The 13,510-nt window shown below is 72.9% G+C and carries 13 protein-coding genes and 1 pseudogene; 7 read left to right on the top strand and 7 right to left on the bottom strand.

The features are described from left to right. Positions 1-38: 38 nt before the first annotated feature. Positions 39-380 (bottom strand): ATP/GTP-binding protein, encoded by a 342-nt coding sequence (locus tag ACFY2B_RS27495; protein WP_376530316.1) that lies wholly within the window; start codon positions 378-380, stop codon positions 39-41. A gap of 222 nt (positions 381-602) precedes the next feature. On the opposite strand from ACFY2B_RS27495, the gene ACFY2B_RS27490 reads away from it, so the two are divergent. Then, on the top strand, positions 603-1,631 hold the full coding sequence (locus tag ACFY2B_RS27490; RefSeq protein WP_390765735.1) for an LLM class flavin-dependent oxidoreductase: 1,029 nt from the start codon (positions 603-605) through the stop codon (positions 1,629-1,631). A 93-nt stretch (positions 1,632-1,724) separates the two neighbouring features. Here the strand turns inward: ACFY2B_RS27490 and ACFY2B_RS27485 are convergent, their stop codons facing one another. Beyond that, positions 1,725-2,117 (bottom strand): SCO5389 family protein, encoded by a 393-nt coding sequence (locus ACFY2B_RS27485; protein ID WP_376530320.1) that lies wholly within the window; start codon positions 2,115-2,117, stop codon positions 1,725-1,727. A 298-nt stretch (positions 2,118-2,415) separates the two neighbouring features. Here ACFY2B_RS27485 and nucS point away from each other — a divergent pair, with 298 nt between their 5' ends. After that, on the top strand, positions 2,416-3,096 hold the full coding sequence (gene nucS, locus ACFY2B_RS27480; RefSeq protein WP_390765734.1) for an endonuclease NucS: 681 nt from the start codon (positions 2,416-2,418) through the stop codon (positions 3,094-3,096). A gap of 329 nt (positions 3,097-3,425) precedes the next feature. Here nucS and ACFY2B_RS27475 read toward each other — a convergent pair whose 3' ends face one another. The 4 genes from ACFY2B_RS27475 to ACFY2B_RS27460 form a co-directional block, all read right to left on the bottom strand. Next, a complete protein-coding gene (locus tag ACFY2B_RS27475; protein WP_390765784.1) occupies positions 3,426-5,984 on the bottom strand; it encodes an ATP-binding protein in 2,559 nt (852 codons plus the stop codon). A gap of 275 nt (positions 5,985-6,259) precedes the next feature. Further along, complete coding sequence (locus ACFY2B_RS27470) at positions 6,260-6,583, bottom strand: STAS domain-containing protein (protein ID WP_186284954.1); 324 nt, start codon at positions 6,581-6,583, stop codon at positions 6,260-6,262. Between the two features lie 175 nt (positions 6,584-6,758). After that, positions 6,759-7,607, bottom strand: coding sequence for a 3-hydroxyacyl-CoA dehydrogenase family protein (locus ACFY2B_RS27465; RefSeq protein ID WP_390765733.1), 849 nt, complete (start codon positions 7,605-7,607; stop codon positions 6,759-6,761). Between the two features lie 124 nt (positions 7,608-7,731). After that, positions 7,732-8,373, bottom strand: coding sequence for a TetR/AcrR family transcriptional regulator (locus ACFY2B_RS27460; protein ID WP_390765732.1), 642 nt, complete (start codon positions 8,371-8,373; stop codon positions 7,732-7,734). 91 nt (positions 8,374-8,464) lie between these two features. On the opposite strand from ACFY2B_RS27460, the pseudogene ACFY2B_RS27455 reads away from it, so the two are divergent. The 3 genes and pseudogenes from ACFY2B_RS27455 to ACFY2B_RS27445 all read left to right on the top strand — a co-directional run. After that, positions 8,465-9,243 (top strand): annotated as a pseudogene (locus ACFY2B_RS27455) (ABC transporter ATP-binding protein); the annotation flags it as partial. 13 nt (positions 9,244-9,256) lie between these two features. Then, positions 9,257-10,006, top strand: coding sequence for an ABC transporter permease (locus tag ACFY2B_RS27450; RefSeq protein ID WP_390765731.1), 750 nt, complete (start codon positions 9,257-9,259; stop codon positions 10,004-10,006). Between the two features lie 27 nt (positions 10,007-10,033). Next, positions 10,034-10,606, top strand: a complete 573-nt coding sequence (locus tag ACFY2B_RS27445; protein WP_390765730.1) for a cob(I)yrinic acid a,c-diamide adenosyltransferase — start codon at positions 10,034-10,036, stop codon at positions 10,604-10,606. A gap of 343 nt (positions 10,607-10,949) precedes the next feature. Here ACFY2B_RS27445 and ACFY2B_RS27440 read toward each other — a convergent pair whose 3' ends face one another. Beyond that, positions 10,950-11,504: a hypothetical protein gene (locus tag ACFY2B_RS27440; RefSeq protein WP_390765729.1), complete on the bottom strand. Its 555-nt coding sequence runs from the start codon at positions 11,502-11,504 to the stop codon at positions 10,950-10,952. Positions 11,505-11,667: 163 nt separating this feature from the next. Here ACFY2B_RS27440 and ACFY2B_RS27435 point away from each other — a divergent pair, with 163 nt between their 5' ends. Both ACFY2B_RS27435 and ACFY2B_RS27430 read left to right on the top strand, forming a co-directional pair. Then, positions 11,668-12,837 carry a sensor histidine kinase gene (locus ACFY2B_RS27435; RefSeq protein ID WP_390765728.1) on the top strand — a complete coding sequence of 390 codons (1,170 nt, stop codon included), beginning with the start codon at positions 11,668-11,670 and terminating at the stop codon, positions 12,835-12,837. A gap of 8 nt (positions 12,838-12,845) precedes the next feature. Further along, positions 12,846-13,487 (top strand): response regulator, encoded by a 642-nt coding sequence (locus ACFY2B_RS27430; protein ID WP_390765783.1) that lies wholly within the window; start codon positions 12,846-12,848, stop codon positions 13,485-13,487. Positions 13,488-13,510 lie beyond the last annotated feature (23 nt).

Below are 13,510 nucleotides of genomic sequence, written 5' to 3'. Positions count from 1 at the left end.
GGGCCCCTGCTCGTCCTGGGGTGGCGTGGTGGGGGTGTTCAGAAGCGGGGGGTGTTTCGGGGCCGTTGCACCCTGGTGGTGCGGCGGTCCTTCGCGTTCCAGCAGGCCTTGTGCCAGTGGCGGCGGTCGTCGACGCCCGCGTGCTCCGGCCAGGCCACCACGTGCGGGACGCCGGACGGGATCACCTGGTCGCAGCCGGGGCAGCGGTACGTCTTGCCCTCGGCGCTGGCACCGGCGACATGGCGCACACTCCACTCCTCGCCCTGCCAGGACTCCGTGGACTGCCAGCCGCCGTAGCGGCCGGCACGGTCGTCCTCGGCGCTCCGGCCGGACGAGGCCGCGCCCTTGGGGTCCTTGGGCCGGTTGCGACGCGGGGACACGGGACACCTCACGGGGCTGTACGGGAAGCAGGGGCCCTGTCCAGCCTACGCGGCCCGCACGGGGGTAGGCGAAGGACGTCAAACCGCATAAGTCGCCGTCCAGAACGAGGCATTCCGCCGACAATCCGCACATCCCTTCCCAGGCCGTGTCCTCGGCACGTGGCGGGCGGTTATGCCGGGGTGGGGGAGCTCCGTGTCGGAGCCAGGAAAGCAGGAAGCACCATGCGCGTAGGAACCTTTGTGCTGGCCGCCCAGTTCCCCGGGCAGGGCCAGGGGGAGGCGCTGCACCGGGCGGTCCGTTCGGCGGAGGCCGCCGAGGAAGCGGGGCTCGACGCGGTCTGGCTGGCCGAGCACCATTTCGTACCGTACGGCACGTGTCCGTCCGCGATCACCCTGGCCGCGCTGCTGCTCGGCCGCACCCGTCGCATCCGGGTCGGCACGGCCGTCAGCGTGCTGCCCACGGCCCATCCGGTCGCCCTCGGCGAACAGGCCGCGCTGCTGCACGTCACGAGCCGCGGGCGCTTCACCCTGGGGGTGGGCCGCGGCGGCCCCTGGGTGGATCTGGAGGTGTTCGGCTCGGGCCTGGCGGCGTACGAGCGGGGGTTCCCGGAATCACTCGATCTGCTGGTGCGCTGGCTGCGCGAACCGGCGGTCGCCGCCGCGGGCGAGCGGTTCACCTTCCGCGAGGTGCCCGTCGTGCCCCGCCCGGTGGAGGCCCTGACGGAGCTGCCGGGACCCGAGGTCGTGGTGGCCTGCACCTCGCGGGCGAGCGTGCGGCTGGCGGCCGAGCACGGTCTCGCGATGCTGCTCGGGATGCACGTCGGGGACGAGGAGAAGGCCGAGATGATCGCCGCGTGGCGGCAGTACGCGCGCGCGGTGGGACGGCCCGCGGACGAGATCGCCGACGCCGCCCATGTCTCCGCGGGCGTCTGCCAGATCGACGACCGGCGCACCGACGCCGTGGAGACGCTGCTGAAGTCGTTGCCGGGCTGGCTGAAACAGGGCCTGGAGGCGCACGTGACGGTGGACGGCCGGAAGCGGACGATGCGCGATCCCGTCGCCTACACCGAACTCCTCTGCGGGCTGCACCCGGTGGGGACCCCGCGGCTGTGCGCCGACCGGCTCGCGGCGACCTCCGAGCGGACGGGCATCTCCCGCTTCGCCCTGCTCGTCGAGGGCTCGGGCGACCTCGCGACGACGGAGGAGAACGTACGGCGGCTGGGCGCCGAGGTCCTCCCCCACCTGCGGTGACGCCGTTCTGCTCCCCTGCCGGGCGGGGAGCTTGCCGCCCCGGTACTGATCGCACCTCCCGCGGGTGGGGCGGCAAGCAGGCAGCTCACATCGTCAGCAGTCCCGCAGTTCGGGCGACTGGTTGAGCAGCTGGGCGCGCACCGAGGTGAAGCGGGCCAGCCTCTCGTCGACCGAGGCGTCCAGCGGGAACACCGCCACCCGGTGGCAGTTCTGGAACGCCAGCCGTACACCGAAGTGCCGCTGCAGCGCGCCGCGTATCGCGTCACTCGCGAGCGCACGCAGCAGCTGTCCGCGCGCCTGCTCGTCGGGCGGCGGCGTCTGGTTGTCGGCGAAGTCTCCGCCGTCCACCTTGAGCTGGGCCACCAGGGAGCTGATCATCTCCCATGCGTAAGGCAGGGAGGTCCGGACGCAGTCGACGAATTCGGCTTCGTCGACCTCGCCTCGCTCGGCCTGTTCGAGTAGGGCCGGTGAGACGTCGAGCGACATGGGTTCTCCTCTCGCACCCCCGAACAGCGGGGGTTGCCGGACAGGTAAGGGAGCACGCGACAACCGGACACGCTGAGTACACATGTCGCGACCTCCCGTTCCTACGGTAGGCAACCGACGGTGACGCCACCACCAGAATGCGTACATGGACCGATCTCTTTGAGCACACAATCGGCCAGGGATGAACAACTGTTTACACGGGCAAGAGGGACGGCCCACCGGGGCCCGGTCGGGGAGGCGGCGGGAGACCGGTGGTCGAATCGCGGGTACCGGGGCGCGTCCAGTAGCGTTGCCGACCATGCGTCTCGTCATTGCCCGGTGCTCCGTCGACTACGCCGGCCGGCTCACCGCCCACCTTCCCTCGGCTCCCCGTCTGATTCTGGTCAAGGCGGACGGCAGCGTCTCGATCCACGCGGACGACCGGGCCTACAAGCCCCTCAACTGGATGTCGCCGCCCTGCACGCTGAAGGAGGAGACCGGGGACGCCGACGGCGCCGGCGGGGTGTGGACCGTCATCAACAAGGCGGGCGAGAAGCTCATCATCACGATGGAGGAGATCCTCCACGACTCCTCGCACGAACTCGGCGTGGACCCCGGCCTGATCAAGGACGGTGTGGAGGCGCACCTCCAGGAACTGCTCGCCGACCGCATCGAGACGCTCGGCGAGGGCTACACGCTGATCCGCCGCGAGTACATGACGGCCATCGGCCCGGTGGACATCCTGTGCCGGGACGCGGCGGGGCAGACCGTCGCCATCGAGATCAAGCGGCGCGGTGAGATCGACGGCGTGGAGCAACTCACCCGCTATCTGGAGCTGTTGAACCGCGATCCGCATCTCGCCCCGGTCCGCGGCATCTTCGCCGCCCAGGAGATCAAGCCCCAGGCCCGGGTCCTCGCCACCGACCGGGGCATCGGCTGCCACGTGCTGGACTACGACGCCCTGCGCGGCATCGAGGACGACAAGCTGCGGCTGTTCTGAATCGTTCCGGGTTTTCCCGGGACTTCCGGGACTTCCGGGACTTCCGGGACTTCCGGGACTTCCGGGACTTCCGGGAAGAGGTGCCGGGGCTGTTCCGGGCCGGCGGCCACGACTCCGTACCGGCAGGCGACCGGCCGGGGCGACCGCACCGGCACCGGATCCGGCACCTGTGGACAACGGCGGGGCCTGGTCCGGCCGTCGTCCGCTGGGCGGCGGTAGGGCCGTGCGGCGCGATGTCCGTCGGAGGGCCGGATGGGCGGCGCGCTCGACGGCAGCGGAAACGAAACGGCGCGGGCCGGATCCGGGGTACGGATCCGGCCCGCGCCGTCTCAGGCGAGCTGGTCCCGGCCGCCCGGCGCACCGGCGCCGCCGCCGCGGGCGCTCGCCGCGCCGCTCGTCTCCACCGACCCGGTGGGAAGGGGCCCGCCGGCCGAGTCGGACATGGACGGCGAGGACGGCGGCGGCTGCGAACTCGGCGGCTCGCTGGTCGGCGGCGGGGTGGACGGTGTCGTGGGCGGTTTCGACGTCGGCGGCCTGGAGGTCGGCGGCTTCGACGTCGGCGGCTTGCTGGTGGGCGGCTCGGACGTCGGGTCCGACGGGTCGTGACCGCCCGGTCCGCTCGTCTCGCTGGGCTGGTCCGACGCCCCGGTCGTGGCCGACGCCGACGGCGTCGGGTCGTCCGAGGTGCCGGGCGTGCCGTCGGAGTCCGCGCCGCTCGGCGTGGCGGTCGCCCCGCCGGTGGCTCCGCCGCCGTTCTCCGGGGTGCCCGCGCCCGGGACGCCGTCGTCGGTGCCCTGGCCCGCGGACGGGCTGACGTCGATGGTGCCGGACGGGTCGTCGGTGCTGTCGTGGGAGGTCATGCCGAGCGTCACCACCGTGCCGAGCACGGCCGCGAGCAGGACGCCGGATCCGGCCGCCACGGCGTTGCGGCGGGCCAGCCGGCGCAGCCTGCCCCCACGGGACTCGGGTACCGGAGCCGGGACCGGGGCGCCGATCCGCTGGGTGACGGCCGTGTCGCCGAACCGCGGTGCGGCGGACGGGAAGGCCGCCTGGGCGGCGGCGGACGGCGAGACGGACTCGTCGTGGCGCGCGTCGGGCACTTCCTCGCCCCCGGTGGCTCCGACCGCGGGCACGCCGCCCGTGCGGTCGACGACCAGGGCGAGGGCGCGGCGGCCGGCCACGGCCCCCCGCCGGTCGGCGAGCGCGCCGCGCAGGCCGATGGACGCCTCCAGTTCGGCGCGGGCCCGGTCGAGTTGTCCGCCGCAGAGCGCGAGTACGCCCAACTCGTGGTGGAAGTAAGCCTGTTCGGCGACGTCTCCGGCCAGCCGGGCGGCCTCGGCGCCGGACCGCAGCGCCCGCTCCCAGGCGCCCCAGTGCAGCCCCGCGGCGAAGGCGGGCGCGGCGGCGCGGGAGAGCTGCACGGCGGGGTTCACCGCGTCCTCGCCGGGTGGCGTGCCGACCGGCACCAGGACGGCCAGCGCGGCGAGCACCGCGTCGGCCTCGGCGCACACCCGGCCGGGCGTGACCGAGGGGTGACCGGCCCACCAGGAGTAGTGCTGGGCGGCGGCCAGGGCCTCGGTGACGAGGTCGTCGGCGTATCCGGCGGCCTCCAACTGCAGTTGCACGCCCGCCGCGAGCCGGTAGCGGGAGCCGGCCGCGGAGACCAGTCCGCAGCTCGCGAGTTCGCCGAGCGCGGCGTCCGCGTGGGTGTCACCGATCAGGGCGGGCAGGTGCGCCTGGTGCGGGAACTCGCCGCCGAGCGCGACGGCGAACCGCAGCGTGGTGCGCGCCGAGGCGCTCAGCCGGGAGGCGAGCAGCGGCGCGGGCGCCGCGGCCTCGCCGAGGGACGGCAGGGGCACCTCGTCGGCGGCGCCGGCGTCCGCGTCGAAGGGCACCGGGCCGTCGCCCGGGTCGCCCGCCGTCGGCAGCGGGGAGGCGGGGCGTACGTTCTCGAAGACCCCGAACTCGTCCACGGCACCGGCGCCGGCCCGCAGCCGGTCGCGCTGCCGGAGAAGGGCCCCGGCCTGGACGAACCGCAGCGGCAGGCCCTCGGACTCGAACCAGAGGTCGCCCGCCCAGTTGGCCTCCTCCTCGGTCAGGACCCGGCCGGCGGCCCGCTCCAGCAGGTCCAGGCTCGCGGCGCGGTCGAGGCCGGGAAGGAAGACCTCCTCGACGGCGGAGTCGGCGGACGGCGCGGGCACCTCGGGGGTGGCGCCGATCAGGAGGGCGCACTCGGGGGTGGCCTCGATCAGCTCGTCGAGGGCGGCCCCGCCGAACTCGATGTCGTCGAGGACGACGACGGCGCCGATCTCCCCGACCAGGCCGAGCAGTTCCTCCCGCTCCGGGCGGTGCAGGGGCGCGTCGTACACGGCGTGGAAGAGGTCGTACAGCAACTCGCCCGCGGTGCGGTGGAAGCCGCTGAGGCGGACCACGCCGTCCGGGGCGAGGTCCGCGCAGTCCTCGGCGACGAGGTCGAGCAGGGCGGTGCGGCCGGATCCGGAGGGACCGGTGAGGCGTACGGAACGGCCGCGGGCCAGCAGCCGGACCAGGCGCTCGCGCTCGTCCTGGCGGGCCAGGAGCGGCAGGGTGGGCTGTGCGGGGCCCGGCGGCACGGGCGGCCGGGCGGTGCGGCCGGCCTCGGCCCGCTCGGCGGCGGTGAACTTCTCGGGCCTGCCGGGCCGCTCGCCCGGCGGGCAGGGCTCGATCTCGCTGCCGTCGACGGGGTTGACCGTCAGCAGGTAGTCGCCGGAGACGAGCCGCACCGTGCGGACGGGCACGGGTGTGCTCTGGCCGAAGTCCGGAGTGAGGGATTCCCTGGGCGGGCGCGGGCGCGGTGTGAAGCCGTCGCCCCGGCCGTGGTCCTCGGGTCCCGGGTTGATCGGGTCCATAGGTGTCAAGCCCCCAAAAGCGTCGTGTGCCCGTGTCCGGCCCCTCCCGGCCTCCTGCACGCCGCGCTGTCGCTTCTGGTCCGGGCCCGCTTGAGGGTTGCGTGGCAGCGGGCGACCGCACCTTAAACCTTCGCACCGTATCCACGACAAGCCGGGGTACCGGACGGCCCGAGACATCACGGTCTCATGAGGATTGCGCACGACGCGCGGTTATGCGGCCTGCGCCCCGGTCTCCCCCGCCACCGGGTGCTCCCCCGGCGGTCGCGGCGGCGGCATCACACCCGGGGCAGGGACTCGACCCCGATGCCTCCCTCGATGGCCAGGATCCGGTGCAGCCGGGTGGCGACCAGCAGGCGCTGCATCTGGGGCGGTACGCCGCGCAGCACCAGGCGTCTGCCGCAGCGGCCGGCCCGCCGGTGCGCCCCCATGATCACCCCGAGCCCGGTGGCGTCCCAGGAGTCGAGTTCGGACAGGTCGAGCACCAGGTCGCCGACGCCGTCGTCGACAGCCGAGTGCAGGACCGTACGGGCGTCCGCCGCGCTGCGGACGTCGAGGCGGCCCCCGACGACCAGCTCGGCGTGGTCGCCCCTGATGTGCATATGCGCTCCCCGTGAGTGCTGCGGCGTACTCCCATGACAGTGCCAGTGCTGTGCACCGTCTGACTGCTTCAGTGGCATTCAGGTTGCCGTCTGTAAGCGAACCGATACCGAATTCACCCCTTGGGGTGATACCCCAGGGGCCTGTGCGGTCTCAGTGCTGCCACCCGACCGGATGTCAGTAGGTGTAGAAGCCCTGCCCGCTCTTGCGTCCGATGTCACCGGCGTCAACCATCCGGCGCATCAGCTCCGGCGGCGCGAACTTCTCGTCCTGCGACTCGGCGTAGATGTTGCCGGTGGCGTGCAGCAGGATGTCGACGCCGGTGAGGTCCGCCGTGGCGAGCGGGCCCATGGCGTGGCCGAAGCCGAGTCTGCAGGCCAGGTCGATGTCCTCGGCGGTCGCGACCCCGGACTCGTACAGTTTGGTCGCCTCGACGACGAGCGCCGAGATCAGCCGGGTGGTGACGAACCCGGCCACGTCGCGGTTGACGACGATGCAGGTCTTGCCCACGGACTCGGCGAACTCCCGCGCGGTGGCGAGGGTTTCGTCGCTGGTCTTGTAGCCGCGGACGAGTTCGACCAGTTGCATCATCGGCACCGGTGAGAAGAAGTGCACGCCGACCACCCGCTCCGGGTGCTCGGTGGCCGCCGCGATCTTGGTGATCGGGATGGCCGAGGTGTTGGAGGCGAGCACGGTCTCAGGACGTACGAGCTTGTCGAGCGCGCGGAAGATCTCGTGCTTGACCTCCAGCTTCTCGAAGACGGCCTCGACGACGAGGTCGGCGTCGGCCGCGGCCTGGAGGTCGGTGGTGGCGGTGATGCGGGCCAGCGCGGCGTCGGCGGCGTGCGCCTCCAGCTTGCCCTTGCCCACGAACTTGTCGTACGAGGCCCTGATCGCGTCGGTGCCGCGCTCGAGAGCCTCGTCGGTGACGTCACGCAGGACGACGTCCCAGCCCGCCTGAGCGGCGACCTGGGCGATGCCGGACCCCATGAGGCCGGCCCCGACGACGGCGAGCTTCCCTGCCACTCCGACTCCCCTTACCCGCTGTTCGCGTACGCTTCTCCGGCGGACCCTAGCGCCCCGGAGCCGCCGTGTGACCGGTAAGTAACGCGGGTCACGTCCCACTTGACGGACGTCACACCGGCAGCGGTCAGCGCTCGCCCCGCACGGCGTAGTTGAGCACCTTCTCACTCAACAGCTCCTCGATGTCGTCGAGGAGGACGAGTACCTCACGTGATACTTCGTCCGGTTTGCGCCCGGTCATCATCTCACGGCCGATGCGCGCGACCGCCGTCTGGTGGATCCAGCAGATCTGACTCGCGATCAACCCGGTCAGCGGGTCGTCGACGGGGGCGGCCACCTCCGCCCGCAGGGTCTCCTCAAGGCTGTCCTGGGTCTCCTGCTGCATCGTCCACAGCCGGGAGCGCAGCGCGGGCGCCTCGTGGACGACGCGCAGGAAGCGCTCGCAGCCCGCCATGAGGCCGACCCGCGGCGAGACCGCCTCTACCTCCGCGCGCAGTTCGCGCAGCACGGCGCGGGCGGCGGACTCCCCCGCGTCCCGGCCACGCACCCAGCGGGCGAGCCGGCCGACGGTGCCCGCGGACCGGTCGAAGATCAGGTCCTCCTTGGCCGGGAAGTAGTTGTAGACGGTGTTCACGGAGACGTCGGCCGCCTCGGCCACGTCCGCCATCGTCACCGTCACGAAGCCGTGCTCCAGGAACAGCCCGGTGGCGATGTCCGAGATCCGCTGCCTGGTCTCGCGCTTCTTCCGTTCCCTGAGCCCTTCTGCCATGCCCGCATCCTAGGCGCGTCCACCGTTATTTGGCGTGACTTAAATTTTGGTGACATTGCAAAAATGGTGAGCGTCTGTTTTTCTGTGGAGCATGCCCCTCATCAGTACGGCCGGACTGGCCCGTACCTTCCGGACGAAACAAGGCCCCGTGGCGGCGGGGCGCGGCATCGACCTCACCGTCCGGGCCGGCGAGATCATCGGCTTCCTCGGCCCCAACGGCGCGGGCAAGACGACCACCCTGCGGATGCTGACCACGCTGCTGCGGCCGACCGGCGGCGCGGCGACCGTGGCCGGCCACGACCTGGCCACGGACCCGGCCGGGGTGCGGCGGGCCTGCGGGTACGTCGCCCAGACCGGCGGGGTCGACGGACAGCTCACGGTGCGGGAGGAACTGTCACCCAGGGCCGCCTGTACCGCCTGCCGAAGGCCCGCGCCATCGAGCGGGCCGCGGAACTCGCCCGCGACCTGGACCTCACCGGCCTGCTCGAACGCAGGACGTCCGCGCTCTTGGGCGGCCTGCGGCGCCGCCTGGACATCGCCATGGCCCTCACCCACCGCCCCCGGCTGCTGTTCCTCGACGAACCGACGACCGGCCTCGACCCGGCCGCCCGCACCGACCTGTGGAACCTGGTCCGCCGGCTGCGCGACGAGCACGGCACGACGGTCTTCCTCACCACCCACTACCTGGACGAGGCGGACGCCCTCGCCGACCGCCTGGTGATCGTCGACGGGGGCGTGGTCGCCGCCGAGGGCACACCGAGCGCGCTCAGACTGCGGCACTGCGGTTCCCTCGACGCCTCGCTCCAGGACGCCTTCCTCGCCGTCACCGGCCGCGGCCCCGCCCCGGCCGGCTCCGCCCCCGCAGCCGTACAGGACCCGCCCGATGCTCCTCCACGACACCGCGCTCGGCTACGGGCGCTGCCTGCGCCAGTCGCTGCGCTCCCGTGCCGGTCTGGTCTTCGGACTGCTGATGCCGCTGCTGTACCTCTTCTTCTTCGGACCGCTGCTGACCGGTCTGCCGCTGGGCGGGCGGACCAGTTCCTGGCAGGTCCTGGTGCCCGGCCTGCTGCTGCAACTCGGCCTGTTCAGCTCCTCGTTCGCGGGTTTCGCGATCATCCTGGAGAACGGGCAGGGAGTGGTCGAGCGGATGCGGGTGACCCCGGTGAGCCGGCTCGCGCTGCTGCTCGGCCGGGTGCTGCGGGACGCGACCGTCCTCGTCGGCCAGGCGGTGCTGCTGGTGCTGGCCGCGGTGGCGCTGGGCCTGCGGGCCCCGCTGCCCGGGGTGCTCATCGGCTTCGCGTTCGTCGCCCTGCTCGCCGTCTCGCTCGGCTCCCTGTCGTACGCGCTCGCGCTGAAGGTCCCCACCCCGCAGGGGTTCGCCCCGGTGGTCAACGCGGTCTCGATGCCGTCGGTGCTGCTGTCCGGCCTGATGCTCCCGATGACCCTGGCGCCGGCCTGGCTGGACCTGCTCTCCCGCCTCGTCCCGCTGCGCTATCTGGTGGACGCGGTGCGGGACGCCTACGCCGGCTCGTACGCCACGGCCCACATGCTGTACGGCGTCCTGGTCGCGGTCGGTTTCGCCGCCTTCGCCGTGACGGTGGGCACGCGGGTGTTCCGCACGGCCGGAGCGTGACGGGCGGAGCATAACTACGCTGGTCGCATGGTCAATCTGACACGCATCTACACCAGGACCGGCGACCGGGGCACCACGAACCTCGGTGACATGAGCCGGGTCGCCAAGACGGACCTGCGGATCGCCGCGTACGCGGACGCCAACGAGGCCAACGCGGTGCTCGGCACGGCGATCGCGCTGGGCGGCCTCGACCCGGAGGTCGTCGCGGTCCTCACCCGGGTGCAGAACGACCTCTTCGACGTGGGCGCGGACCTGTCGACCCCGGTGGTGGAGGACCCGGAATTCCCGCCGCTGCGGGTCGAGCAGTTCTACGTCGACCGACTGGAGGCGGACTGCGACCGCTTCAACGAGCGGCTGACGAAACTGCGCTCCTTCATCCTCCCGGGCGGCACCCCCGGCGCGGCCCTGCTCCACCATGCCTGCACGGTCGTACGCCGCGCCGAACGCTCGACCTGGGCGGCCCTCGAAGCACACGGCGACACCATGAACCCGCTCACCGCGACCTACCTCAACCGCCTGTCCGACCTCCTGTTCATCCTGGCCCGCACGGCGAACAAGGAGCCCGGCGACGTCCTGTGGGTACCGGGCGGAGACCGTTAGGAGCACCCCGAAGAAGCGCCGGAAGCCCCCATTCCACCCCGCCCCGAGCCCCGAAGGAACACGGGGAACCACGCGACCGACCCCACCAACCAAGGGGCGCGGGGAACTGCGCGACCAGCCCCCACCCCACCGCACCCGACCGACGACCCATCACACCCCACCCCTCACCACCGGCCACGCCACCAACCAAGAGCCACAGAAACCCACCAGACCGACCCGCAGGCCACAGCACGGGCCCACCCCCACCAACCAAGGGGCGCGGGGAACTGCGCGACCAGCCCCCACCCCACCGCACCCGACCAACAACCCACCACACCCCCCTCACCACCGGCCGACCCGCAGGTCACACCCCACCCTTCCCAGCGGAGCGCTCCCGCTTGGGAAACAGCGTGTAGCTGCCCGCGATCACCACGTTGATGCCGATCAGAACCACCATCCTCGACTGCCACGCCCGCAGCGAACCGGTCTCGCCCTCCCCACCGACGTACCAGATCGCGGCCTGCAACAGCGCGATGGCGACCACACAGGCGAGGGTCCACCGACCCGCCGTCCGCCACTCGTGGACCGCACGGGCCCGGCCGTACTTCGGCGGCTTCACCGGCGGCGGCCCGCCCGCGAAGCGGTGCGCGACCCGGGCATCGGCCCACTTGATCGTGGCGTGCCCGAGACCCACCGTGAAGCCGATGTAGACGGCGGCCAGCCCGTGCCGCCAGTCCGGCTCGGCACCGTTCTTGAGGTCGATCGCGGTCACCACGAACAGGACGACCTCCAACAGCGGCTCGCACAGCAGCAGGGCCAGCCCGGTGCGCGGCATCCGCAGCAGATAGCGGAAGGCCAGTCCGGCTGCCAGCAGCACCCAGAACGCCACCTCACAGGCGATGATCAACCCGACGATCACAGTTCGCTCCCTTCGCTCACCCCTCCAGGCTCCCGGCCCCGGCCGCCGGTTTCGTCGTCGGCCGCGATGAACTCGCGGGCCCTGCCCATACATCGAAAGATGCAGTCGCGGACCCTTCCCGGGGCGCAGGCGGTCGTGCCGCGGACCGTGTTCACTGGAGGGCATGTCCCAGGCCCGCTGCCGCCCGCACCGCGACGACCTGCGCATCGCCGTGGGCGGGCTGGCCGGGGGGCTGCTGCTGTGGGCGTTCGGTGTCTTCAGCCGGGGGGTCTCGCTCGCCCTGGTCGGGTGGCCCGCGTACTGGGCGCCCCTGGTGCCGCTGGCCGTGATGGCGGGCTGCGCGACGCTGCGCCGCGTCCGGCCCGGCCTCGGCCTGCTGCTCGGCACGGCCGCGCTGGCCGCGGACCTGCTGACCCGGGGCAGCATCGTCACCGTCGTGCTGTACACGGACCTGGTGTACGCGGCCGTTCTGTACGGCTCCCCCGCCGCGGCCCGCCGCCTCACCTGGATCACCGGGCTGCTCACCGTGCTCGGCGGCGTGCTGCCCGCCGCGCTCCTGCGCTCCGCGCAGGGGCTGCTCATCGGGGTCGCGGTCGGCGTCGTCGCCTTCGCGCCGGCCACGACCGGCTGGGTGGTGCGCAGCCACCGGGACGCGGCCGAGACGGCGCGGCTGCGGGCGGAGCAGACCGCGCTGCTCGCCGAGAAGGACCGCACCCAGGCGGTGAACGCGGAACGCGCCCGGGTGGCACGCGAGTTGCACGATCTGGTGGCGGGCCATCTGTCCGCCATCGCCATCCACTCCACCGCGGCGCTGTCGATCGACGATCCCGCCACCTCCAGGGAGGCGCTCGGGGTGATCCGCGAGAACAGCGTCGAGGGGCTGGCCGAGATGCGGCGCCTGATCGGGATACTGCGGGACCACGACGGCGGCGGTGTGTTCGCCACCCCCACGCTCGACGGCCTGGCCGCCCTGGTCGACGGCGCCCGTGCGGGCGGCCTGGACGTCGCCCTCGACGCCGACCACGGCCGGGTGCCGGCGCCCGTGGAACTCGCCGCCTACCGGATCGTGCAGGAGTCCCTGACCAACGCGCTCAAGCACGCGGGACCCGGCCGGGTCGCGGTCCGCGTCGCCCAGCGGGACGGCGTCCTCGACGTGCGGGTGACCAGCCCGTACGGCGGTGCGGACGGCCCGCGCGCCCCCGGTTCCGGCGCCGGTCTGGTCGGGATGCGGGAGCGGGCGGCGCTGCTCGGCGGCGCTTTCGAGGCCGGGTCCGACGGCGCCGTGTGGACCGTACGCGCGACCCTTCCCGTGTCCGAAGGAGACCCCGAGTGAGCCCCCGAGTGATCCGTGTCCTGGTCGCCGAGGACCAGTCCGCCGTCCGCGCCGGGCTCGTGCTCATCCTGCGCAACGCGGCCGACATCGAGGTGGTGGGGGAGGCGGCGGACGGCGACCGGGCGGTCGAACTGGCCCGGCGACTGCGTCCCGACCTGGTGCTGATGGATGTCCAGATGCCGCGCAAGGACGGCGTGGCGGCGACCCGGGAGATCGTCGCGGAGCGGCTCGCGGACGTGCTCGTGCTGACCACCTTCGACCTCGACGACTATGTGTTCGGGGCGCTGCGGGCCGGGGCGTCGGGGTTCCTGCTGAAGAACACCGAGGCGGCGGAACTGCTCGCGGCGGTGCGCACGGTGGCGCGCGGGGAGGGCGTCATCGCCCCCGCGGTCACCCGGCGGCTGATCACCGAGTTCGCCGCCCGGCCCGCGAGGGAGCCGAAGGCGGATCCCGCGGTGCTGGACGTGCTGACGCGACGGGAGCGGGACGTTCTGTCCCGGCTGGGCGAAGGGCTGTCCAACGCGGAGATCGCCGAGCGGCTCGGCATGGCGGAGGGGACTGTGAAGACGCACGTCAGCCGTCTGCTGGCCAAGCTGGAGCTGCGCAGCCGGGTGCAAGCCGCGGTGCTGGCGCAGGAGTTGGGGATCTAGCGGCCGACAGCGGGAATGGTCCA

This window comes from Streptomyces sp. NPDC001270 (assembly GCF_042896695.1).
Lineage (GTDB): Bacteria > Actinomycetota > Actinomycetes > Streptomycetales > Streptomycetaceae > Streptomyces.
The sequence above is the reverse complement of the archived record's forward strand: the minus strand, read 5'-3'. Positions and strand labels throughout refer to the sequence as shown.